This window comes from Streptomyces sp. NPDC037203 (assembly GCF_055605065.1).
Map to the genome: position 1 here is coordinate 311475 of NZ_JBVJUC010000001.1, position 22826 is coordinate 334300.

Here is a 22826-nt window from a genome sequence, read left to right on the forward strand (position 1 = left end):
GACCACCCCACGCCCCACCGTTCGCCCCCACCGCCCACCAAAAAGTCGCCAAGCCCCCCCCCCCCCCCCCCCCCCCCCCCCCCCCCCGGGACGGCCGGTGCGAGGCCGCATCGGCTACTCCCCCGGCCTCTCGTCGTCGCCCCGCTGCCGGGCCGCGCGGGCGGTCAGCGTCCGGTAGCAGATCTTGCCGGTGGGGCCGAGGGGCATCTCGTCCACCGGCAGCAGGAGTTCGGGGTGTTTGCGGCGGCCCAGGCCGCGGGCCAGCAGGTGGGCGGTGAGGTCGGCGAGCGTGGGCGCGGGGGTGCCGGGGACCGCGCGGACGCAGGCGCACAGGCGTTCCCCGAGCTCCGGGTCGGGTACCGGCACGCAGACCGCCTCGGCGACGGACGGATGGCCGGCCAGCTCGTGTTCCACCTCCGCGAGACTGATGTTGAGGCCGCCGCGGACGACGATGCGTTTGAGCCGGCCCAGGACGTGCAGCCTGCCGTGCTCGTCCAGGCGGCCCAGGTCACCCGTACGCACCCAGCCGCCGGGGGCCCGGTAGCGGTCGTTCAGCTCGGGTGAGTTGACGTAGCACAGGGGTGTCATCGGACCCAGTGCCTCGATCTGGCCGCTCTCCCCCGAAGGCAGCGGGGCGCCGTCGGGGCCGGTGATCCGGATGCGGGCCACCTGCGGGTCGGGGGTGCCGACGCTGTCCTGCGTGGGCCGGGACTCCCCGGCCGTATGGCAGTTGACGCCGTCCGAGGAGCCGTAGACCGTCACCACGGGGCGGCCGAAGCGCCGGCGGCAGGCCTCGGCGACGGCCGGTGGCAGGGCGGCGCCGCTGGAGACGACGGCACGCAACGACGACGTGTCCTCGTCCGGCCGGGCCGGCAGCTCGGCGATGCGGCGCAGCATGGTGGGCACCGCGAACAGATGGGTGGGCCGGTGCTCGGCGATCAGTCGCAGCGCGCCCGCCGGGTCGAACCGCGGGGCCACGATCAGGGTGCCGCCGAGGACGGCGACGGTGACCGGGGTGCCGAGCGAGCCGAAGGAGGAGGCCAGCGGGACGAGGACGAGGTGGCGGGGCGGCACCGCGGGGTCCGGGTGCAGGGCACGGACGTAGCGGGCCCGGCCGCCGGCGAGGGCGTGATGGCTGTAGGCGACCATCTTCGGCTCGGTCTCGGAGCCGGACGACACGAGGATGCGGGCGGGCCCGTAGGGATCGACCGGTCCCGGCCGCCAGGGCTCGGGGGTGCGGGGCCGTGGCGGGTGCAGGCCGAGCGCGCGTTCCCGGTCCGGGCCGGGGACGTACACGGTGACCAGGTGGGGAAGGTCCGTCAGCGCTTCGGCCTGCCGTGCGCAGGAGAGGACGGCGGCGCGGGCGCGGGAGCGGGCGAGCAGGGCCCGCGTATCGCGGTCGTCGCCGCTACGGGGCAGCGGAAGGGCGACGGCGCCGAGCGCGTACACGGCGAGTTCCGCGGCCACGGCGTCCCGTCCGTCGGGCAGTCGCAGCGCCACGACGTCCCCCGCGGCGAGGCCGGAGCGGGCGAACAGGGCGGCGAGCCGGCGGACTTCGGCGCCCAGGGCCGCATAGGTCAGCGCCCCCGCGTCGTCCACCACGGCGGTGCGGTCCGGGTGTTCGCGGACCCGGCCGGTGAACAGCGTGTACAGGTCGGCGTCCGGGCACAGCCCCTGGCGCACCCAGGCCAGGCGCCGGGCCCGCGGCACGAGATCGGGGAAGGCCACACCGGCACGCGACATCCACACCGGACGTCCGCCACGGGCCGCGGGCAGGGTGGCGGGGGCGACGGTCATGCGAACTCCCAGGGCGCGTACGGGCGGGCGTGGCCGAGGGCCGTGTCCGGTGGGGCGACGGCCGTCTTGAAGGCGGGGTCGTCCACCAGGGCGGACAGGTCGGTGCGGACGGGGGTGGCGCTCAGACCCGCTTCGGCCAGGCGCAGTGTCCACTCCTCGGTGGTGCGGGAGGACCAGTCGGCGCGGTCCAGCAGGCGGTGCACCGCCTCGGGGTGCGCGCGGGCCCGCGGGCCGAGGCAGAGGTGGCCGTTCGCGGTGCGCAGCGGCCGGTCCAGTGGCGTCGGGCGGACGCGATGCGCGGGCCGCGGGATCAGGGCGGCCGCGGAGACCAGGCTGGAGTCGACGCGGGCGCCCCGCCCGGTCCGTTCCCGGTCCGCGAGCGCGGCCAGCACGCCCTGCGCGCAGACCAGTCCGCCGAGTACGTCGGTGAGGGTCATCAGGGAGGGTGCCGGGGGTTCGTCGGCGGGGCGTACGGCGGCGGCGAGTCCGCTGTGCACCTGGGCGAGGTAGTCGGTGCCCAGGGGCGGCCGGTCGCCGAGGGTGTCGCCGAAGCCGGAGGCCCAGGCGTACACCAGGGCGGGGTGGTCGGACAGCAGGTCGGGGGCGTCCAGGGCGAGCCGGGAGGCCTTGCCGGGGGCCCAGTTGTGCACGAAGACGTCGGCGTCGGCGGCCAGCGCGCGCACCGTCTCGCGGCCCGACGCGGTCGTCAGGTCGGCCTCGACGACCCGCTTGCCCGCGTTGAGTGCGGTGAACCGGGCCGAGGTGTCCCCGGCCAGCGGTGGCAGCCAGCGCATCGGGTCGCCGCCCGGTGGTTCGATCCGGATCACCTCGGCGCCCAGCATCCCGAGGACATGGCCCGCGAGGGGGCCCTGCACCCGGCGCGTGGACTCCACCACCCGCAGGCCCGCGAGCGGCGGCCGCGGGACGCCGCTCGCGGGCTGCGCGGGCACGGCGGTCGCCGGACGCTCCGGGGCGGGGGGCCGCCGCCGGGGCACCGGGACGGCCGGGGCGGGGGTGAGCCGCCAGGGGTCGGGGTGGACGGCCGGGGCGGGATCGGTGCCGACGGTGAGGAGGCTGACGCCGGTGTCGTGCGCGGCGGCCCGCAGGTCCGGCAGGCTCCGGCGGCGGGCGGTCGCGCGCAGCTCCTCCGGCAGCGGGCACACGGCGGTGGCGAACCGCTGCTGGAAGGGCAGCCAGCCGCGGCCGGCCGACGCGGGCGGCACGCCGAGCCGGGCCCAGAACTCCCGCCAGGCCAGCGGGTCGAGGGTCTCCAGCTCGACGCGGGCGCCGTCGGACGTCTCCAGGGTCGCCAGGCCGCCCGCGGACGGCTCCGGTCCGGCCGTCGGCTCGGACGGCCCGTCGCCCGCGCGGGCCGTCGCGGCGGCGAGATACTGGCCGACCGCCAGCAGCGCCCCCTGTGCGACCGAGGTCCGCACCTCGCGCAGGTCCAACCCTCGGGCCCGGCCGATCCCGGCGGCGGTGACGCCCTGCGCGGCGAGCACCCCGGCCACCACCGAGGCGTAGTCGACGGCGAGCGGGGCCGGCCCGCCGGTGGCCCGGCCGTGGACGTGCATGATCCCGCAGGCGGCCTGTACGGCACGCTCGTCCGGCAGGTCCATGTCGACCGGGCCCGCCCAGTCGAGCGCGGGGCGCGCCTGCGGGGCGACCGGTGCGGTGTGCCGGAGCAACCGGTCGGCCACGGCGGCGGCGACCGCCGGGTGCGGGGCGGTACGGGACCTCACTCGTCCTCCCCGCCGGGCCGGCGGCCCTGTACCGAGTAGAAGACGCTGGAGGCGGCGCGGAACGCCGGGTCCCGCATCAGCTCGCCCACCCGGTCCAGTTCCCCGGCGGTCATGCCCTGCTCCACCAGCCGCTCCCGGAGGTTGCGGGTGTGGTTCAACTGGAGCCCGAGGCCCGGATCGCGGGCATGGCGGACGCCGATGTGCAGCTGGACGTCGATGTCCGCGAGCCCCGCGGCGCGCAGGGCGGCGGGCACCCTGCGTCCCCAGTGCGGGTCGCCGCCCGCGGCGCGCATCGCGGCCGACTTGGCCCGCAGGAACCGGGAGTACAGCTCCTCGGCGGCCGCGTCCGGGGTCAGCAGCGGAGGCTCGTACGAGGCGTCGATCTCGTCGACCTGGAGCAGCCCGCCAGGCCGCAGGGCGCGGACGAGCCGGCGCAGGACGGTGTCGCGGGAGGGCACGTGCTGGAGCACCAGGCGCGCCACGATCAGGTCGTAGGCCGCCTCGGGCAGCGGGTCGCGGGCCACGTCGAGCGCGGCGACCGCGAGCCGCGGGCCGGGTACCAGGTCGCGGGGGTCGCGGTCGGTGGCGAGCACCGAGCCGCCCGGCGCGACCCGCTCCGCGAGCCAGCGGGCGATGCTGCCGCCGCCCGCGCCGATCTCCAGGCAGTGCCAGCCCGGTCCGACCCCGGCGGCGGCCAGGCGGGGCAGGGTCACCGGATCGTAGGCGGCCTCCAGGCAGCGGTGCTGGTCGCGGCTGTGCGCGGTGCCGTTGCCGAAGACCGCGCGGGTGGAGGCCGGCGGTGCCATGAGGGGGGTTCCTTTCATCGAGGGGGCGGGGCGAGCCGGCCGGAGGGAGGCGGAGGCGGCCGGCCGGGGGTGCCGTCCGTCAGGTCCAGCGGCCGGTGCCCGCGGGTCCGGTGCCGGTGAGGCGGCGTGCCAGGGCGGCGCGGCGGACCTTGCCGGTGCCGGTGCGGGGCACGTCGTCCCAGGTGAGGACTGCCGGTTCAGGCAGCGCCGGCAGTCCGTCCGCGGCCTCCTTCCAGGCGGCCGGGTCCAGTCGGCCGTCGGCGGTGACCACGACGGGCAGCGGATCGCCGTCGGCGGTCGCGAGGATCACGCACTCCAGGGCCTGGGGCAGCCGCGCCTCCAGCAGGTCCTCGGTGCGCAGGCAGCTCAGGCCGGGCAGGCTGTCGACCTCGCGGTCCAGGACGCTGACGCTGCCGTCGCGGTGGAGGACGCCCATGTCGCCCGTGGACCACCAGTCGCCGACGCGTTTGGCCTGCCAGCGTTCGTCTTCGTCGAGGTAGCCCAGGGCGAGGGCGGCGGTGCGCACCAGGAGCAGTCCGGGGCGGCCGCGCGGCACCGGGCGCAGGGTGTCCGGGTCCACCGCGCGCAGCCGGGTCCGGCCCGGCACCGGACGGCCCAGCCGGCGTGCCGTGGACTTCGCTTCCGGTGCGAGCGCGGTGCGCCGGGTGTGGAAGCGGAAGGTCAGCGGGCCGGTCTCGGTCTGGCCCCAGCCCTGCATCCACAGCGGTCGGGCGTGCCGGGTCGCCGTCAGGTAGGCGCGCAGCACCGGCGGGTGGACGGCGTCGTAGGTGCTGATGTAGAGGCGGACCCGCCGGAAGGGGTTGTCGAGGCGGGTGGTGAGCGGCCGCAGCCGGACGTAGGTGGCGGGCAGCGCCTCGGCGACGGTGGGCGGGTGGGCGCGCAGCAGCGGGTCGGCGGTGTCCGGGTCGTCGCCGGTGAGCACGACGACCTCGGCGGGCGGGGTCGACAGGACCACCGCGGTCCAGCAGAAGGTCCGGCCGTGGGCGTAGGCGCTGGCGTTGAGGAGGATGTCGTCCCGGCGGATGCCGATGCCGGGATAGCGCACCGCCTCGAAGCGGGCGAGTTTGTGCACGAGGGTGCGGGTGGAGTGGACGACCAGCTTGGGCACTCCGGTGGTGCCCGAGGTGTGGTGGATGACGAGGGGGTCGTCGTCGCGGCGGCGGACCGGGGGGCGGGGCCGGGCGGCGTCCAGCGCGGCGAGGTGGGTGGCGCCGGGCGCGGCGGCGTCGAGGGTGACACACAGGGGCGGGCTCGCGGCCCCGCAGTGGGCGAGCAGTTCGGAGGTGGTGACGAGCGCGGCCGGGCGCAGCCGCTCCAGCAGGGTGCGCAGGGTCTCCGGCTCCAGCCGGGCGGACAGCAGCGCGGGGACGGCGCCGGCGCGGACGGCGGCGCAGGCGAGCAGGTCGTAGTCCCAGTGGTTGTCCTTGACGATCGCCACCCGGTCGCCTGGCTGCACCCCGGCGGCGGCCAGCCGGTTGGCGGTGACGCGGACGAGGTCGGCGAGTTCCGTGACGGTCCAGCGCGTTCCGGCGTCGGGGGCGATGTCGAGGGGCCGGTCGAGGTGGAACACGGTGCGGGCGCCGTCCGCCACGGCCTCGTCGAACAGGGTGCCCATGTCATGCGGTCGCAACGGTCTTCTCCAGTCGGTCGGGGCCTGCCGGGCGGGGGCGGCCCAGCCTGCTCAGGACGCGGGACGCGGCGAGCGCGCCCGCGCGGACGGCGCCTTCGGACGCGGGCCGGAGCATCACCCAGTCACCGGCGTACTCCACGGCGCGCACCGGCCGGTCGAGGAAGGCGGCGCGCTGCGCGAGGGCCGCCGGGGTGGCTTCCGGCAGGCCGTGGCGGAAGGCGTGCGTGAAGTGGTGGCGGCGGGCGGCGCCGATGCCGGGGACGTAGCGTTCGGCCGCGTGCACGAGCAGGTCGGCGGCGGCGTCCGGGGCGGCGTCCAGGAGGTCGCGGGCCTGGCGCGGGGCCGCGACGAGGGTGACGAGGCCGCGCCCGTCGGGGGCCCGGCCGGGGTCCTTGGCGTGGTCCACGACGACGCCGGAGAGAGTCTCTTCCTCGGCGGCCGGGGTGAGCAGGATGTGCACCGGTCGCCGGGCGGCCGGGGCGAGCGGGCGGTCCAGCAGGCAGCTGACCTTCAGCATCGGGGTGAAGGTGCAGGCGGTGAGGAACGGCCGTTCGTCGGCGGGGAGTTCGGGGCGCAGGGCGGCCGCGGCGGGGGCGGGGACGGCGAGCACCGCGGCCCGCGCCCTGACCTCGCCGTCGTCGCAGCGCAGCACGGCGTGGCCGCCCGCGTCGACGACCTCGCGCACGGTGCGTCCGGTGACGACGTCGGTCCCGGCGGCGAGCCGTCGGGCGAGGAAGTCCATGCCCTCCCGGTAGGTGCGCCAGCTCGTCGGGGAGCCGGCCTCCAGCAGCAGGCTGACCAGGGGGGCGGCGGCCGAGCGGGCGGTGTCCCAGCCGAAGAAGCAGCCGGCGACCGGCTGGAAGAGGTAGTCGTGCAGATCGCGGTGGTAGCGGGCGGTCGCCTCGCGGACGGTGGTGGCGCCCAGCGGGGTGCGCTCGGGACGGTCGCCGTCGAACCCGGCGCGGCGGCGGCCCGACCAGGCGGAGAAGGCGGCCAGGTCACGGCGGGCGCGGGCGGACAGTCCGGCGCCGGTGAGGACGGCCGTGCGCTCCCCCACGCCCGGACGGGCGCGCCCGCCGCGCCAGACGGCCACCGCGCCGCCGACGCGGGGCACGTCGGCCGCGGTGGCGCCGAGGCGGCGCAGCAGCTCCCAGGTGGCGCGGTAGCCGTGGGAGGCGACCTGTTCGGCGCCGGTGTCCACGGTCCAGCCGTCGTGGCGCAGGCTGCGCATCCGGCCGCCCACGTCCGGGAGTTGCTCGTAGACGCGGACGGAGAGTCCGGCGCGGCGCAGTTCGTGCGCGGCGGTCAGTCCGGCGATGCCGGCGCCGACGACGGCGACGTCCAGTTCGGGTGTCATCGGGTGGCCTCCCAGCCGACGAGGAGGTTGGCGACCGTCATCAGCACCACGCTCAGCCGGTGCACCGTGAAGCCGGTGCGGCGGGCGGTCATGATGTCGCCCCGGACGAACCCGGTCAGGTACTGCCGGGTGCGCAGCGCGGTCGCCGGGAGCATCAGCAGCACGAACCACCAGGGGGCCGCACCGGTGAGCGAGGCGAGCGCGCCGATGAGGAACTCGGCGGCCGACAGCGCCCCGATGAAGGCGGCGTTGCCCCGCTCGGAGACCAGCGCGGCCACGGTGGGGCGGCCCACGGCCCGGTCGCCCTCGACGTCGTTGGTGTTGGAATAGACGCCGAACATCAGCGGGCCGAACCCGAACAGCACCGCCTGCACCATCAGGAACCCGGCGAACTCCCCCGTCAGCAGGCCGTAGGGGACGATCACCAGCGCGGCGCCCAGGGCGACGAGGAACGCCTCCTGGAAGCCGTGGTAGCTGATCTTCAGACCGTACGAGTACTGGAGCGACACCGCGAACAGCGCGCCCGCGGCGAGGAGCGCCCACAGCGGGCGGTGCGGGGCGAGCGCGGCGGCGCCCGCCCACAGCAGCGCGCCGGCCACCGCGCAGGTCCAGGCGAAGCGCAGCGCCTGACGTACCGTCAGCACCCCGGCGACCAGGGGTTTGCGTGCCTTGCTGCGCAGGGGGTTGTCGGGGCCGTAGTTGGCGAGGTCGCTGCCGTCGCGGAACCCGGTGACGTCGTCCAGGGCGACCATCGCCATGAGCACGGCGATCTCGCCGACCAGGAACAGCGCGAGGACCAGCGCCTCGCGGGCGGTGAAGGCGTCGAGCGGGAACAGGGCGGCGGCCAGGGCGAGGAAGATGCCCAGGTAGTAGTCGTACACGTCCAGCTTGCCGAGCCGCGCGTAGGCGCGCAGCCTGCCGGGTGCGTGGGCGGTGGCCGTGGGACGGCCGGCCACGATGCTGTCGGTCATGGGGCCTTTTCGGATCGGATCGGGTCGGTGGGGGGCGGTAAGCGCCGGGAGGTGGGGCGCGTGGGGGGCTGCAGGGTGCCGGGGTGTGCGGTGAGCCCCGTGCCGAAGCTGCGCCGGATGCCGGACGGGCTGGTGGCGCGCCGCGGGCGGACGGTCGGGGCGGTGCTCGGGGGCGGCCGGCCGCCGGTTGTCACCGGTACGCGCAGCAGCCGGCCGCGCGTTTGTGGGGCGGGGTGCCGGCGGGCGGCCGTGGCGCTCCGCACCGGCGGCCGCCGCGGGTCAGCCGTGCCCCGCCGCGAAGTCGCACACCAGGTCGGCGACCTGCCGGACCTGGGCGTCGGTGAGCAAGTGGTGCACCGGCAGCGACAGATGGCGGCGGGCGGCCTCTTCGGCGGCGGGCCAGCGGGCGCCGGGTGGTGCGTAGGGGGCGAAGGCGGCGTGCGCGGGCAGGGGGCTCGGATAGTAGACGTGGCTGGCCACCCCGTGCGCGGCCAGGTGGGCGGCGAGGGCTTCCCGGTCGGCGGCGAGGACCGTGTACACGTAGAAGCAGCGGCCGTCGGGGTCGGGCGGCGGCGGGGTCACCCCGCGGTCGGTCAGCGGGGTGAAGCGCTCGGTGTAGTACGCGGCGATCTCGGCCCGGCGCCCGAGGCGTGCGGGGAATCCGGCGTAGCGGTGCGTCTGGAAGGCCGCCTGGATCTCGTCGAAGCGGCTGTTGACGCCGATGGCGTGGTGGACGAACCGCTGTCCGGGCCGCTGCCCGTGGTTGCGCAGCAGCCGCACCCGCTCGCCGAGCGCCGGGTCACGGGTGATCACCACACCCCCCTCGCCGGGCATCCCGCCCGTCTTGACCTGGACGAAGGAGTAGACGCCCGCCTCGCCCCACAGCCCGGCCGGCACCCCGCGCAGGACGCCGCCCTGAGCGACCGCCGAATCCTCCAGCAGGCGCAGCCCGTGCCGCCGGGCCAGTTCGGCGAAGCGGGGCATGTCGGCCATCACGGAGAACATGTGGGCGGGCATCACGGCCCTGGTCCGCCCGGTGACGCGGCGTTCGGCGTCGTCCGGGTCCATGGTCATGGTGTCGGGGCGGATGTCGGCGAAGACCGGGACGGCCCCTGCTGCGACGACCGAGGAGGCGAGCGGGGCGCAGCCGAAAGCGGGGACGATCACCTCGTCGCCGGGTCCGATCTCCATGGCGCGCAGCACCAGAAAGAGCGCGGAGGTGCCGCTGGAGCAGGCGATCACGTCGGCGGCGCCGAGGTCGGCGCGCAGCAGTTCCTCGAAGGCGGCGGTACGCGCGCCCAGGATGAAACGTTGCTCCGGATCAAGGCCCACCTCGCGGACCAGGCCGATGAGTTCGGCGCGGTCGGCCTCGAAGAGGGCGGGCGGGAAGAAGGGGACGGCGGTGGCGGGCGTGGTGGTCATGCGGTGGTCCTCGTCGTGGCGAGGAAGGCGCCGACGGTGTCGCAGACGCGGTCCAGGTCGCCGGGGCGCAGATCGGGGTGGAAGGGCAGGGCCACGGCCCGGCGGGCGGCGGCCTCCGCGTGCGGGAATTCGCCGGTCCGGTGGCCGAGGTGGCCGAAGACGGGCTGGTGGGGCAGCGGCAGCGGGTAGTAGACCTCGGTGCCGACGCCCTGCCCGGCGAGGTGGTCGACCAGGGCGTCCCGGTGCTCGGTCTCGATCAGGTAGACGTAGTGCACATCGCGGTCCTCGGGCGTCCCGGCGGTGGTCCGCGGCAGGCGGAGGATGCCGGGCAGGCCCCGCAGCCGGGCGGTGTAGGCGGCGGCCAGGTCGGCGCGGCGCGCGATGTGCTCCTCCAGGAGCGGGAGTTTGGCGAGCAGCACGGCCGCCTGGATGTCGTCCATCTTGCTGTTGGCGCCCGGCAGCGCGCTCTCGGTGGAGATGGCCGGGAAGTCGTTCAGCGTACGGCCGCCCCTGCCGTGGTGGCGCAGGGCCGCGACGGTGTCCGCGATCTGCGGGTCGTCGGTGAGGACCGCTCCGGCGTCGCCGATCGCGCCGAGCGTCTTCGAGGGGAAGAAGGACAGGACGCCGCCGCTGCCGTGCAGCCCGGCGTGGATGCCCCGGCGGCGCATGCCGATCGCCTCGGCGCTGTCCTCGACGACGGTGAGGCCGTGCCGCCGGGCGACGGCACCGACGGCCGCCATGTCGGCCATGGTGTGGAACAGATGGACCGGCATCACGAACCGGCTGCGGGGGGTGACGGCGGCGTCGAGCGCCTCGGGGTCCATCGCGTACGTCACCGGGTCGATGTCCACGAACTGCGGGCGGCCGCCCGCGAGTACGACGGCCGAGGCGGTGGCGAAGAAGGAGTACGCCGGCACCAGCACCCCGTCGCCCGGCCGCAGTCCGCAGGCGCGCAGCAGCAACACCAGGGCATCCGTACCGCTGTTGACGCCGATCACGTGCCGGGCGCCGGTGTACCGCGCGAGGGCCGTCTCCAGTTGTCCGACCTGTTTTCCATGGCTGAATTTTCCGCTGTCGAAAACGTCGCCCAACGCCTTTTCGATGGACGGCCACAATTGTTCGAAAGTCGCGGCCTGAGAGAAGAAGGGAATCGATTCGGCCGTCCCCTCGGGAGTCGGTACCGCGCCCGCGGCCAACGTCCGAAGCTGTCCACTGGAAGGCAAACTCTCACCCGTCCCGTCGTTTCTGTGGAACGGCCACGCTAGTCGGATGGTTCCGCAGGCGGAGAAAGGAAAGGATCATCTTCACACTTTGTGGGTAACGGCGTTCCGGATCGCTTGACCCTATCCGCGCCGGGCGGCAATAGTCGGGCGGCGCACCGGGGTTGTGCGCGCCGTGCGGCGAACCGCGACCGGCGTTCGCGCGCCCCCCGGTTTCCCTTCCCTTCCCTCTTTTCCCTTCTCCCAGGAGGCTCGGTGCTCCAGCCCCTCGTGGTCGGGCTCGGCCGCTCCGGATCCGGACTGCACTTGAAGACCCTGGCCCGGCTGGCCCGGCGCACCGCGGCCGCGGGTGCACCGCTGGTCGCCCTGCCCGTGGTCGGCTGCGACCCACGCGCCGAAGCACGGGCGGACGCGGGCGCGGCCGGTGGACTCACGGCCGTCGGCAGCCTGGAGGAGGCCCTGGCCGGGGTGGACCCCGCCGCGACGGTGGCCCATGTGTGCACCCCGCCCGGGCAGCGGTACGACGTGATCGCGCGACTCGCCGGACACGGGGTGCGCCGGCTGATCGTGGAGAAACCCCTCGCCTCGTCCACGGCCGAACTCGACGCCCTGGCAGGGCTCCGCGAGCGCGCGGGCCTTGACGTGGTCGTCGTATCGCACTGGACCGGCTCCCGGCTCACCGCCCGGCTGCGCCGGCTGGTCCGTGAGGAGACGTTCGGCCCACTGCGCCGTATCACCGTGGACCAGCACAAGCCCCGCTTCCTGCGGTCGCTGACCACCGACGGGCACCCGACCGCGCTGGACGTGGAGATCCCGCACTCCCTGGCGCTCGCCCTGGACCTGGCCGGTCCGGCCGAGCTGCGCGCGGCGCGCTGCTGGGAGTTGCGCTGCGAGGACCGCGTACTGCCCCGCCTCGGCGGCGCCCACGTCGAGCTGGAGCACCGGTCGGGGGTGACCACCCTGCTGCGCTCGGACCTCGGCGCGGCGATCCGGCAGCGCAGCGTCGTCTGCGCGTTCGAGGGGGGCACGGCCACGGCGCACTTCCCGCTGAGCGAGGACGACGACCACGCCCAGCTCGTCGTCCAGGGCCCGGACACCGGGCCCGCGCACCATGTCTTCCGCGACGACGCCCTGACCGGCTTCCTGGAGGACGCCTACCGGGGCTTCGCCACCGGGACGGCCGGTGCCCTGAACTTCCCGCTCGCGTGCGCGACGGCCCGGCTGCTGTGCGCGGCGCGCGAGCACTGCGCCGTCGTACCGCCCCCCAGGGTTCCTCAGACGCCCGTCGGGAGCCGCTGACATGCACCCGCACCCCGTCACCGCCTCCCGCTTCGGACCGCTGGCCGGCATCGGGGACGAGGCAGCGCCCGGCGCGGACGGTCAACTGGCCGCGCTGCGACGCCTCGGCTGGAACGCCGTCGAACTGCGCAACGTCGACGGCACCGCGCTCGCCGACCTCTCCCCCGCCGCCTTCGGGGCGCTCGCCCGGCGCCTCGCGGACGACGGGGTCGGCGTGGTCGCCGTGGCGTCCCGGATCGGCAACTGGTCGCGTCCGGTCACCGGCGGCATCGCCCCGGATCTCGCCGAACTGGACGTGCTCGCCGAGCGGTGCGCCGCCCTCGGCTGCCGGCTCGTGCGGATCATGTCGTACCCGAACGACGGCCTGCCGGAGCGGGAATGGGCGGACCGCGCGCTGGCCAACACCGCCGTCCTCGCGGACCGGGCCATGCGCGCGGGCCTGGTGCTGGTGCACGAGAACTGCGCGGGCTGGGCCGGGGACCGGGCCGATCGGGCGCTGCGCCTGCTGCGCGCCGTCGACAGCCCCGCCCTGCGCCTGCTGTTCGACACCGGCAACGGCGTCCCCTACGGGTACGACGCCCCGGCCATGCTGCGGGAACTGGCGCCGTACGTCGCCCACGTGCACATCAAGGACGCCGTGCGCCTGCCGGACGGCTCCACCGCCTACACCCTGCCCGGCGAGGGCGCCGCCCGAGTGGCCGAGTGCCTGCGGATCCTGGCCGCCCACGGCTACCGCGGGGCGCTCTCCCTCGAACCGCACCTCGCCGTGCGGCCCCACGAGGGGGTGCTGCGGGCGGGCGCGGACGCCGCCGACCTCTTCGTGCGGGCCGGGCAGGCGCTGGTCGCGCTGCTGGAGCACCTCCCGGACGGCCCGGCGTGAGCGCCGTGTTCACCGAGCCGTACCGCGCACTCCTGCTCGACCTGCTGCGCCTGCCGAGCGTCAACCCGCTGGAGGCCGACCCGGCCGACCCGCCGTCCCGGCTGCCGCAGCTCCTGGAGCGGTACGCGACGGCCGCCGCCGGGGCCGGGTTCCGGACGGTACGGCTGGCCCCGCCGCCCGCCGGCTGCCTGGAGTGGCCCGGCGTACCGGCCACGGTGCGCGCCGCCGCCCGCGATCCGCGCTTCCTCGCCGGTCAGCCCAGTCTGCTGCTGCGCCTGGGACCCGAACGCGCCCGCGCGGACACGGTGATGTTCAACGTGCACCTGGACACCGTCGCCGGTCACACCCCGCCGGTCTTCGACGGCGCCCGGTTCACCGGGCGGGGCGCCGTCGACGCCAAGGGGCCCGCGGTCGCCCTGCTCGCCGGGCTCGCGGCCGCCGCCGCGCATCCGGCCGTCGGCCGGGACGTCACCGTGCTGGTGCAGGCCGTCGCCGGGGAGGAGGGCGGCGCTCTGGGCACCTACGGGACCCGCCCGCTGATGGAGGCCGGGTACCACGGGCGGCTCAACGTGTTCTGCGAGCCGACCGGGCTGCGCGCGCTCCCCCGGTCGACGGCCGCCATGACCGCGCGGATCACGGTGGCGGGCGAGGACGCGGTGGACGACCACCCGGACACCGGGCACAACGCGACGGTGCTGCTCGGCTTCCTCGCCCAGCATCTCGCCGCCCGCCTGGACGGGGCCGTGCCCGGTGGCCGGGTGTGCGTCGCCGGGCTGCACACCGGCCACACCCACAACCGGGTCCACGGCTCCGGCACGCTGCTGCTGAACCTGTCGTACCGCAGCACCGCCGACGGTGACCGGCTGACGGCGGCGGTCACCCGGCAGCTCGCCGACGGCCTCGACCGTTTCGCGGAACTGTTCGGCGCGGTGCGGGAGTTCGCCCGCACCGCGCGGGACGCGGCCCGCGTCACCCGGCTCGGCTGGGACAAGCGGGGGCTGCCCGCGCTGGACAACCGGGACCCGTGGGCCGAGGCGCTGCTGGCCGGTGCCGGAGCCCGGCCGGCGGCCGACGACCCCGGCTTCACCTGCGACGCCGTGTGGGCCGCGGGCCTGGCGGACGCGTTCACCGCCGTACTGGGCCCCGGCTCGCTGGCCGCCAACCGCGCCCACGCCGCAGGCGAGTTCGTAGACCTCGCCGACCTGGAGGACTTCGCCCGCGTGATCCACCGGCTCGTCACGTCCTTCGCGGACGGGGTACGGCCGCCGACGAGCCGGGCCGCAGAGAGAACCACCCGGTAGCGAACCGCCCCCTGCACAACAACCCCCGCCCTTAAGGAATCCGGATGACGGCACCCCCCGCCCACCGCGCGGCGGCCGAGCGCACCCCTGTCCTGGTCGACCACGCCGAGCTGCACGCCGCGCTCACCGCACTGTTCGCCGGGCACGGCATCCCCGCCGCGCGGGCCCGGCTCGCCGCGGACGCGCTTGTCCACGGCGACCTGACCGGGCTCGACTCCCATGGTGTGTTCAACCTCGGCCGCCTCTACCTGCCGCTGCTCGCCTCCGGCCGCTGCGATCCGGAGGCCGAACCGGAGACGCTCACCGACCTGGGCGCCTGCGCGGTCGTCGACGCTCGCCGCGCGCTCGGATTGTGGGCCGCCGCCGAGGCCATGGACGACGCCGTGGCCCGCGCCTCCCGGCACGGGATCGGCCTGGTGTCGGTCCGCGGCGCCACCCACTTCGGGTGCGCCGGGTTCCACGCCGCCCGCGCCGCGCACGCCGGGATGATCGGCGTGGTCGCGAGCAACTGCGGCGGCCAGCGCATCGCCCGGCCGCCGGGCGGCGCCGTCGCGATGCTCGGCACCAACCCGCTCAGCGTGGCCGCGCCCGCCCTCGACGGGCATCCGTTCCTGCTGGACATGAGCACCACGGTCGCGCCCACCGGGAAGGTCCGCGTCGCCGCCCGGCGCGGCGAACCGGTGCCCGCGGGCTGGCTGGAGGACGCGGCGGGCGAGCCGGTGACCGACCCGGCCGCCTTCGACCGCGGCGAGGCGTTCCTGCGCTGGCTCGGCGGGAGCGCGGGCACCGGTGTCCACAAGGGCTTCGGGCTCGGCATCGCCGTGGAACTGCTGGCCGCCGTGGTCTCCGGCGCGGCCGTGGGGCCCGCGCCCGCGGCGCTGGAGGGGGACGGCCGGCCGCACGGCAGCGACGACGACATCGGTTTCTTCCTGCTCGCCATCGCCCCGCAGGTGCTGCGCCCCGGCGCGGACGTGGCGGGCGCGACCCGGTCCCTGTTCGGTGCGCTCACCGACTGCCCGCCGCTGCGCGCGGACGAACCGGTGCGCTATCCGGGCTGGTGGGAGGCGGAACGCGCGGCCGAACGGCGCCGCGACGGCATCCCGCTGCCGCCGCACCTGTACGACGAACTGGCCGGTCTCGGTCTGCTCGGAGGCCGCTCGTGAACCGTCCCCTGCGTCTCGGTGTGATCGGTCTCGGCGCCATCTCCCCCTACTACCTGGCCGCCGCCGAACGGCTCCCCGCGTGGGAGCCGACCGCGGTGTGCGATGCCCGCGCAGGGACGCTGGAGCGGTATTCCGGCCCGGCGGCCCGGTTCCGCGACCATCACACGCTGCTGGCCCGGGCCCGGCCGGACGCGCTGGTCGTGGCCGTCCCCAACGACGTCCATCTGCCCGTGTGCCGGGACGCGCTCGACGCCGGTGTCCCGGTGTGCGTGGAGAAGCCGCTGGCCCTGAACGCGGCCGAGGGGCGGGTCCTGGTGGACCTGGCGCGCCGCGCCGGGGTCCCGCTGATGACGGCGTTCCACCGGCGCTACAACACGGCCGTCCGCGACCTGGCCCGCCGGATCGCGGGCCGAGAGGTGCGTTCGGTCCGGGTGCGCTATCTGGAGCGCATCGAGGAGCATCTGGGCGGCGAGGACTGGTACTTGGACCCCGGACGCTGCGGCGGGGGCTGTCTGGCCGACAACGGCCCCAACGCCCTCGACGTGGTCCGGCTGCTGCTCGGCGACCTCGCCGTCACCGGGTGCGTGATCGAACGCGACGGCCGGGGCGTCGACCGCCGGGCGGCGATCCGCCTGCGCGGCACTGCCGGCGCGACGGCCGAGGTCGAACTCGACTGGGCGTATCCCGGTGAACTCAAGGACGTCACCGTGGAGTTGACCGACGGAGAGATCCTCTGCGCCGACATGCTCGCCGGGCACACCGCCTTCAAGGGGTCGCTGTGGCATGAGTACGAGGCGATCCTCGGCGAGTTCGCGGCGCTCGTGGAGGGACGCGGCGCGGCCGGTCCGGGGGCGCACGGGGGGCTGCTCGCACTGGAGTTGGTGGAGGCCGCCTACGACTGCGCCCGGCCCTGGGTCCCGGTGGCGGAGGCGGGCCGGTGAACCCCGCGGAGGACGGCCCGAAGCGGGTGGTGCGCGGCACCCTGGTCAAGGTGCTGGTGCACCGGCGCACGGACCGGGGCATGCGGGTCGAGGAGCACGCGGCGCGCTGTGTGCGCCGCGGCGAGGTGCACGAACTGGTGACGACCGACCAGTGGGAGCCGCGCCCCGGCGCCCGCATCGACCGGGTGGGCTTCCTGGGCTTCGCCGAGCTGGAGTGCGGCGGGGTGATCGACCGCGGCGACCTGGTGCGTGTCGGGGACACGGTGGTCGGCAGGGTGCTCGGGTTCGACGCCTGCCATCTGCCGAACCACTACAACATCCTGATCCATGCCGAGCGCCCGGTCAGCGGCCGGGATCTGGCGCTGCGGCCGGAGCTGGCCGTCACCTTCACACAGGCGGTCTGACCGCAGAGGGTGGGCCCCTGGACCCGAGATCGGGTCCAGGGGCCCACGTGTGACCGGTCCGGCCTCCGCCTCCTCATCGGAGTTGCCGCCCACGGGACGGCGCCGACCGCTGAGCCCGGCGGCGCCACCCCGTGTCACCGGAGCGGAGGCGGTCCGGCCGGGTCAGCCGAGGAGCTCGACCTCGAGGCGGCCGAAGTGGAAGTCGCGGACGACCTCCAGGAGTTCGTCCTCGGACAGCCGTCCGTCGCCGTTCTTGTCGACCTTCTGGAACGCCAGGCCGGCCTCGGACAGCGGCACGCCGACGCCGGACAGCCACGCCTGGAACTCGCGGGCGTCGATCTGGCCGTCGTGGTCCTCGTCGCACAGGCGGATGAGCGCCTTCACGATGGGTGACAGGGCGCGGTTGAAGCTGGCCTCGCCCTCCTTGAACAGCATCTCCCCGGTGGCGTCGAGGAACTGCTCGCGGCTGATGGCGCCACCGGCCCCGACGCCGGCCTTGTCGGCGAGGTACTCGTACAGCCCGGTGAAGGCGGCGTGGAGTTCCTGTACCTCCGGGGAGTCGTCGTCCTTGCCCAGGTTCTGGGCGATGCGCGCGGCCTCGCTCTGGAAGTCGGCGGCGTCGAGGACCCCGTTGCCGTCGGTGTCCCACTTGTCGAAACGCTTCACCAGACGCGAGTTGGCGGCAGCGGTGCTCATGGTGTCTCTCCTTGTTTCCGATGGGTGTTACGGCGGTGCTGAACTGCGGCACTTGGGCAGGGCCGCATCCACGCACGGCGGTGCCGGTGCGCGGGCTCTGGGGGCCGGTTCCGGACCGGCCGGTGATGCGCCGGTCGAGGCCGGCGGGAGGGGAGAGTCCGGGGACTCGCAGAAGGCTTCAGAGAAGGGTGACTCTGCTGCCCACGGCCTTGCCGCGGGTGTCCAGCAGGGCGCAGCGGGCCTGGCCCAGCGTCTGCTGCGCGTAGCAGGCGTGGTCCTGGAGCAGGATGGCCACGTCGGCCCGGTCCAGGGCGTCCCGCAGGTTCTCGGTGCGGGGCAGCGGGCCACCGCCGACGGTGAACTCGGGGACGTACGGGTCGTGGTACGACACCTCGACGCCGGCGGCGAGCAGTCCCGCGGCGACCTGGCGGGCCGGTGTCTCGCGGATGTCCGCCACGTCGGGTTTGTAGGTGACGCCGAGCAGCAGGGCCCGCGCGCCCTCGGGGTGCCCGACGGTCTCGGTGAGAAGGGTCAGGGCGCGGTCCACGACGTGGTCCGGCATACGGCTCAGGACGTCCTGGGCGGCGGCCAGGGTGCGGAAGGCGAAGCCCTGGGACTCCGCGCGGGCGGCCAGGTAGCGGGGGTCGACGGGGATGCAGTGGCCGCCGACGCCGGGTCCGGGGCTGAACGGCGCGAAGCCGAAGGGCTTCGACGCGGCGCAGTGCAGTACGTCCCAGATGTCGATGCCCGTTTCATGGCAGAACAGGGCCACCTCGTCGACGAGGGCGATGTTGACATAGCGGTAGGTGTTCTCCAGGAGCTTGGCCATCTCCGCCTCGCGGGTGCCGCGGGCGACGACGAGCTGCTCCACGAAGCGGGAGTAGAACGCCACGGCGTACTTGGCGCACAGCGCGGTGTATCCGCTCACCACCTTGGGGGTGTTGCGGACGTCCCAGGTCGGGTTGCCGGGGTCGATGCGCTGCGGGGAGTACGCCAGGTGGAAGTCCTCGCCGGCCCGCAGTCCGCTGCCCCGCTCCAGTAAGGGGCGTACGACGTCCTCGGTGGTGCCCGGATAGCTGGTGGACTCCAGGACCACGAGCATGCCGGGGCTCAGCCGGGCGGCGACGGCTTCGGCCGCGTCCTCGACGGCGGACAGGTCGGGCAGGCCCTTGTCCGTGAGTCCGGTGGGCACGCAGATCACCACGGTCTGCGCGCCTTCCAGGACCGCGGGATCGTCGGTGGCGTGGAAGCCCGAGCCGAGCATGGCCGCGACGTCGGCGTCGTCGACCCCGCCGACGTGCGAGCGGCCGTCGGTCAGGCCGGTCACCACCGGGCGGGACACGTCGTATCCCGCGGTCGCCAGGCCGGCGAAGACCGCGGCTCGGGAGAGCGGCAGCCCGACGTGCCCCAGCCCCATGACGACGAGTTCGGCGGGCATGTGTGCAGGTTCTCCAAGGTGTGGGGGCGGGTGTGGCGCGAGAGGAGGCGGCCGTGACTCAGGCGGTGACGCGACCGGGCGCGGGGCGCGAGCCGCCGCCGAACGCGGGGCGGGTGCGGTGTACGGGGCGGCGCGCGGTCAGGACGGGGCGGCGCGCGGTCAGGCCCGGCGCCGGTTGCGTCCTGTGTGCCACGGGATCACCCTCGTCCGCCGCGACGGAGGTGCCGGCGGAGGCGCTTGCCGCGGGCGGGGCACTCGGTGCGGCGAGCGGGGTGATCCGGGTACGGCGCATGTATTGCTCCAGTTCGGTGGCGTCGTTGAGTTGATTATTTTCTGCCGGAACACCGGATAAGCGCGGGAGCTCGTACAAGCACCTGAACCAGGGACCCGGTCAAAGGGAATTGACGCCGGCGCCCCGAAATGAAGATGACCGCCGCCCGGCCGGGCGGCGGTCATCTTCGTTTCGGTCCAGCTCCGGCTCTCGGCCGGGTGGATTCAGTGCTGGACCGGCGGGCAGTAACCGGTGTTCTCGCCAATGGAGTTGATCTCGGCGTTGGACCGCGGGTCGCCGGCGTAGTCGATCTGGTTGGTGCAGCTGACACCCGGCTTCTTCGGGGTACCGGACGGCTTGGTGCCCTTCTCCGGCGCCGGGCAGTGACCCGTCTGCTCACCGATGGAGTTGATCTCCGCGTTCGACCGCGGGTCGCCCGCGTAGTCGATCTGGTTGGTGCAGCTGACACCGGACTTCTTGGCGGTGCCCGCCGACGTGGTGTGGGCCGAGCCCTGGGTGCCCTTGGCGGCGGGGGTCGCGGAGCCGGACTGCGTGGCGGTGGACGAGGCGGAGGAGGAGGGGGCCGCGCCGTCGGAGCCGCTCCCGCCGCAGGCCGTGAGCGACAGGCCGAGAGCCACACCGGCGACAGCGAGCATCGAGATCTTCTGGACGCGCATCGAATTCCCCCTCGGGACGGACCCGCTCCCGGTGAGCGGGCCTTGCGACTGTCCAGACAGGAGCCCCGCCGTCCCCGGTTGCCCGGCACCTCTTCCTGAGACATTCCTGTGACACTCGTGGCCGATACACATATCAACTGGCCGGAAGGCGGCCGGAGAAGAGATCCCGTCAGGGTCCCGTCAGCCCTCCGTCAGCGCCGCCTGCCAGTCTCTTCCTTGTGAACGGCGAGGGGCACCGCCCCGGAGCCGGGAACGAGGAGAGGTGCCCGGAGCGGCTGATCGGGGACCAACTGAGCTCGTCTCAGGGTCGGATCCTCAGGGGTCCACGCAGGTTCGAATCCTGCCCTCTCCGCCACGTCCGGGTGACACCGAGACCGGACCGCCGGGGGACCAGGTCCTCGATGGCGCCGCCCCTCGCCGGCGCGCGGCCCGGTGCCTACTCGTACCGGTACTTCAGCGAGTCCGCCTCCACCCGCTCGATGTCGGCGATCGTCAGCTCCGGCATGCGCAGCTGGGCGAGCGTCACCTCGGCCGAGGTCGGCTGGGCGTCCGCCGGGAGCCACTGCTCGGGTTGCCAGGCCCCGCTGCGCAGCAGCGACTTGGGGCAGTGCGGGTAGACCTCCTCGATCCCCACCACCAGCGCGCTGGCCGGCGGCTTGCCCACGGCGGTCAGCTGCGACAGCAGCTCCGGGCGGGTGGAGACGCAGGCCCGGCCGTTCACCCTGAGCGTCGTGGTGCGTCCCGGTATGACGAACAGCAGCCCGGCCCGTCCGGTGGCGATGACGTTCTTCAGGGTGTCCAGACGCTTGTTGCCGGTCGCGTCCGGGATCGCCACCGTCCGCGCGTCCAGCACGCTGACGAACCCGGCGGGACCGCCGCGCGGGGAGACGTCGCAGTTGCCTTCGATGTCCGCGCTGGCGACGAAGACCAGCGCGGAGCAGCCGATCAACCGCCTTGCCTGCTCAGTGAGTTCGGTCATCTGCTTGCGCACCGCCGCGTCGCCGGGACGCGAGTAGACCCGGCGCAGTTCCTCTTGGTCGCGTACGGCGTCGAGACGGAGCGAGTCGAAGGCGGTCCCGGTAAGTCGTGGCGTCATGTCCTCGACTCTAGGGCTCTCGTTCGGCTCTTGCCGGGCTCGCGGCCCTGGCACCGCTCGGGCCGGGTCCCAGCCGGAAGACCCCGGCGGCCCCGATCCGCCTCGGCACCACCGCTCCGCGCCAGGGGCGGGCGTGCGCGCGGTGACGGGCGCTCTCACCATCGCGACGGCGGGGGAGGTCTGGGCGCGCTCCGCGGGGCTGACGAGCGCTGACACGCACTGTCAACGATCGAATGACTAGCCGAAAACGATCGTTGACAGTGCGTGTCCGCCCATAGCACGATCTTGCCGCGGGGCGGCGGCTACGGGGGTGCCGTCGCCCCTGCCCGGCGAGGTGTTCACCGGCAACGGATACGGCAAACTCATCGGCGCCACCCAGCCCACCGAACTCGGCACGCCGGTCGAGGAGTCCGGGGGCGAGGTGGTGGCCCGTGCCGGTGATCTCTGCTCCGCCGGACAGCGCGCGGTCATCGTCGGCGCCCCCGCTGCCACGGATGGCTGGTTTTCCGCACGGGAAGCGGTATTTCACCAAAAACCGCACTGGACGCATCCCACGCTCGGCAGGATGGGGCCATGGACCTTGGGAATGTGAGGCCGGACGGGGTCCGGCCGCTGGTCGTGCGCGTTCCAGTGGAGCCGGTCGAAGCCGCCATGGAGGCCGACGCCCTCGAAGCGGTGTTCAGCGCCGGCGAAGTGGCCGTGCGCGGGCCGCTGTTCGGGGTGGTCGAGCAGCGGCCCGAGGACGGTCCGCGCTGGCGTTCGGTGACCTCGATCGCATCCCCCTTCCCGCAGTTGTCGCGCGACAGCCTGAACTCGTTCCTGTGGTTCCGCGCGAAGGACGAGGCCAAGGACAGGGCGGAGCGGCGCGCCCTGCTCGCGGCGGTCGCCCGGCTGGAGACCGAGCCGGTCGACGAACTCACCGTGCTGGGCACGCGGTACCGGATCGTCCGCGCGGAGGAGTGGGCCGGCACCGGCGTGGACGGTATCGAACTGCCGCGGCCGACCGATCCGGAGCCCGTCTCCCCCGACTGGAGCCCCGGCAACCGGGAGCCGGAGGTCGACGCCGGTCTGGTCCTGGACCCGGACGCGCCGCTCACCCCGGCGCAGGCCACCGAGCGGCTGGCGCTGCGCGACTTCGTCTACGCCGGCTCGCGCTTCCCCGACTTCGTGATCCGCGAGTCCCGCCGGGCCCGCGAGACCCATCCGGACGTGGTCCTGCTGCCGGCCACGTTCACGGTCGCGGCGCGCAACGGCAAGGGCTGGGAACCGGTGAGCGGCCCGCACAGCACCACGCTCGGTGCCCGCAAGGCGCTGGACTTCCGCCTGACGTGGCTCGAACCCCGCACCCGTGGCCTGATCGAGGTGGAGGACGGCCACCTGGTGACCGCCCGCACCGTGGTGGCCGACGACCCCGGCGCCGATCCCGTGCTGGTCGCGTACGCCGAGGCCTCCGATCGGCTGCGCTCCGGCCGCGTCAACCAACTCGAGGTCCTCGGCACCACGTACCGGATCATCCGCACCCGCCGCATGCTGCGCTGGGGCCCCGACGGCCCGGAGGGCCCACGCCCGTCCGACACCAGCGACTACGGCCCCGAACGCATCCACCCCCGGATGGACGAGGACGGCGTCGTCTACTACGAGGAAGAGGCCGGGGAGGAGTCGGACGACGACTGACGGCCGCGGGGCCGGGGGCG

The 22826-nt window shown here is 74.9% G+C and carries 21 protein-coding genes and 1 tRNA gene; 9 read left to right on the top strand and 13 right to left on the bottom strand.

The window, feature by feature from the left end:
- Nucleotides 1-114: 114 nt before the first annotated feature.
- The 8 genes from ACZ7EC_RS01250 to ACZ7EC_RS01285 all read right to left on the bottom strand — a co-directional run bounded on the left by ACZ7EC_RS01250 (nucleotide 115) and on the right by ACZ7EC_RS01285 (nucleotide 10837).
- Nucleotides 115-1797, bottom strand: coding sequence for a class I adenylate-forming enzyme family protein (locus ACZ7EC_RS01250; RefSeq protein WP_471056057.1), 1683 nt, complete (start codon nucleotides 1795-1797; stop codon nucleotides 115-117).
- Complete coding sequence (locus ACZ7EC_RS01255; RefSeq protein ID WP_471056059.1) at nucleotides 1794-3539, bottom strand: CoA transferase; 1746 nt, start codon at nucleotides 3537-3539, stop codon at nucleotides 1794-1796. Before ACZ7EC_RS01255 ends, ACZ7EC_RS01250 begins: the two co-directional genes overlap by 4 nt.
- Nucleotides 3536-4345, bottom strand: coding sequence for a methyltransferase (locus ACZ7EC_RS01260; RefSeq protein WP_471056062.1), 810 nt, complete (start codon nucleotides 4343-4345; stop codon nucleotides 3536-3538). The genes ACZ7EC_RS01255 and ACZ7EC_RS01260 overlap by 4 nt, the downstream gene beginning before the upstream one ends.
- Nucleotides 4346-4424: 79 nt before the next feature.
- A complete protein-coding gene (locus tag ACZ7EC_RS01265) occupies nucleotides 4425-5981 on the bottom strand; it encodes a class I adenylate-forming enzyme family protein (protein WP_471057780.1) in 1557 nt (518 codons plus the stop codon).
- 1 nt (nucleotide 5982) lies between these two features.
- Complete coding sequence (locus ACZ7EC_RS01270; RefSeq protein WP_471056065.1) at nucleotides 5983-7353, bottom strand: FAD-dependent oxidoreductase; 1371 nt, start codon at nucleotides 7351-7353, stop codon at nucleotides 5983-5985.
- Complete coding sequence (locus ACZ7EC_RS01275) at nucleotides 7350-8324, bottom strand: UbiA family prenyltransferase (RefSeq protein WP_471056067.1); 975 nt, start codon at nucleotides 8322-8324, stop codon at nucleotides 7350-7352. Before ACZ7EC_RS01275 ends, ACZ7EC_RS01270 begins: the two co-directional genes overlap by 4 nt.
- A gap of 279 nt (nucleotides 8325-8603) precedes the next feature.
- Nucleotides 8604-9746 (bottom strand): DegT/DnrJ/EryC1/StrS family aminotransferase, encoded by a 1143-nt coding sequence (locus ACZ7EC_RS01280; protein ID WP_471056069.1) that lies wholly within the window; start codon nucleotides 9744-9746, stop codon nucleotides 8604-8606.
- The gene (locus tag ACZ7EC_RS01285) at nucleotides 9743-10837 is read right to left on the bottom strand and encodes a DegT/DnrJ/EryC1/StrS family aminotransferase (RefSeq protein ID WP_471056072.1); all 1095 of its coding nucleotides are present in this window, start codon (nucleotides 10835-10837) and stop codon (nucleotides 9743-9745) included. Before ACZ7EC_RS01285 ends, ACZ7EC_RS01280 begins: the two co-directional genes overlap by 4 nt.
- Nucleotides 10838-11221: 384 nt before the next feature.
- Here ACZ7EC_RS01285 and ACZ7EC_RS01290 point away from each other — a divergent pair, with 384 nt between their 5' ends.
- Genes ACZ7EC_RS01290 through ACZ7EC_RS01315 form a run of 6 tightly spaced genes read left to right on the top strand, consistent with a single transcriptional unit; the run spans nucleotide 11222 to nucleotide 16954 of the window.
- Nucleotides 11222-12265 (top strand): Gfo/Idh/MocA family oxidoreductase, encoded by a 1044-nt coding sequence (locus ACZ7EC_RS01290; RefSeq protein WP_471056075.1) that lies wholly within the window; start codon nucleotides 11222-11224, stop codon nucleotides 12263-12265.
- A 1-nt stretch (nucleotide 12266) separates the two neighbouring features.
- The gene (locus tag ACZ7EC_RS01295) at nucleotides 12267-13145 is read left to right on the top strand and encodes a sugar phosphate isomerase/epimerase family protein (protein WP_471056079.1); all 879 of its coding nucleotides are present in this window, start codon (nucleotides 12267-12269) and stop codon (nucleotides 13143-13145) included.
- Nucleotides 13142-14446 (top strand): M20/M25/M40 family metallo-hydrolase, encoded by a 1305-nt coding sequence (locus ACZ7EC_RS01300; RefSeq protein WP_471056081.1) that lies wholly within the window; start codon nucleotides 13142-13144, stop codon nucleotides 14444-14446. Before ACZ7EC_RS01295 ends, ACZ7EC_RS01300 begins: the two co-directional genes overlap by 4 nt.
- 44 nt (nucleotides 14447-14490) lie before the next feature.
- Nucleotides 14491-15609 carry an Ldh family oxidoreductase gene (locus ACZ7EC_RS01305; RefSeq protein WP_471056084.1) on the top strand — a complete coding sequence of 373 codons (1119 nt, stop codon included), beginning with the start codon at nucleotides 14491-14493 and terminating at the stop codon, nucleotides 15607-15609.
- Nucleotides 15606-16550, top strand: coding sequence for a Gfo/Idh/MocA family protein (locus ACZ7EC_RS01310; protein ID WP_471056087.1), 945 nt, complete (start codon nucleotides 15606-15608; stop codon nucleotides 16548-16550). Before ACZ7EC_RS01305 ends, ACZ7EC_RS01310 begins: the two co-directional genes overlap by 4 nt.
- Complete coding sequence (locus tag ACZ7EC_RS01315) at nucleotides 16547-16954, top strand: DUF6917 domain-containing protein (protein WP_471056090.1); 408 nt, start codon at nucleotides 16547-16549, stop codon at nucleotides 16952-16954. Before ACZ7EC_RS01310 ends, ACZ7EC_RS01315 begins: the two co-directional genes overlap by 4 nt.
- 162 nt (nucleotides 16955-17116) lie before the next feature.
- Here ACZ7EC_RS01315 and ACZ7EC_RS01320 read toward each other — a convergent pair whose 3' ends face one another.
- The 4 genes from ACZ7EC_RS01320 to ACZ7EC_RS01335 form a co-directional block, all read right to left on the bottom strand.
- Nucleotides 17117-17650: an EF-hand domain-containing protein gene (locus ACZ7EC_RS01320; protein ID WP_471056092.1), complete on the bottom strand. Its 534-nt coding sequence runs from the start codon at nucleotides 17648-17650 to the stop codon at nucleotides 17117-17119.
- A 178-nt stretch (nucleotides 17651-17828) separates the two neighbouring features.
- A complete protein-coding gene (locus ACZ7EC_RS01325; RefSeq protein WP_471056095.1) occupies nucleotides 17829-19088 on the bottom strand; it encodes a nucleotide sugar dehydrogenase in 1260 nt (419 codons plus the stop codon).
- A gap of 58 nt (nucleotides 19089-19146) precedes the next feature.
- Nucleotides 19147-19281 (bottom strand): hypothetical protein, encoded by a 135-nt coding sequence (locus ACZ7EC_RS01330; RefSeq protein ID WP_471056098.1) that lies wholly within the window; start codon nucleotides 19279-19281, stop codon nucleotides 19147-19149.
- Nucleotides 19282-19583: 302 nt separating this feature from the next.
- Nucleotides 19584-20036: a hypothetical protein gene (locus tag ACZ7EC_RS01335; protein WP_471056101.1), complete on the bottom strand. Its 453-nt coding sequence runs from the start codon at nucleotides 20034-20036 to the stop codon at nucleotides 19584-19586.
- Nucleotides 20037-20292: 256 nt separating this feature from the next.
- On the opposite strand from ACZ7EC_RS01335, the gene ACZ7EC_RS01340 reads away from it, so the two are divergent.
- Nucleotides 20293-20391, top strand: a tRNA-OTHER gene (locus tag ACZ7EC_RS01340).
- Between the two features lie 81 nt (nucleotides 20392-20472).
- Here ACZ7EC_RS01340 and ACZ7EC_RS01345 read toward each other — a convergent pair.
- Nucleotides 20473-21132 (bottom strand): MSMEG_1061 family FMN-dependent PPOX-type flavoprotein, encoded by a 660-nt coding sequence (locus ACZ7EC_RS01345; protein WP_471056104.1) that lies wholly within the window; start codon nucleotides 21130-21132, stop codon nucleotides 20473-20475.
- Nucleotides 21133-21442: 310 nt separating this feature from the next.
- Between ACZ7EC_RS01345 and ACZ7EC_RS01350 the strand changes: the two genes are divergently transcribed.
- Together ACZ7EC_RS01350 and ACZ7EC_RS01355 are read left to right on the top strand one after the other, a co-directional pair.
- On the top strand, nucleotides 21443-21724 hold the full coding sequence (locus tag ACZ7EC_RS01350) for a hypothetical protein (RefSeq protein ID WP_471056106.1): 282 nt from the start codon (nucleotides 21443-21445) through the stop codon (nucleotides 21722-21724).
- Nucleotides 21706-22806: a DUF5954 family protein gene (locus tag ACZ7EC_RS01355; RefSeq protein ID WP_471056109.1), complete on the top strand. Its 1101-nt coding sequence runs from the start codon at nucleotides 21706-21708 to the stop codon at nucleotides 22804-22806. Before ACZ7EC_RS01350 ends, ACZ7EC_RS01355 begins: the two co-directional genes overlap by 19 nt.
- Nucleotides 22807-22826 lie beyond the last annotated feature (20 nt).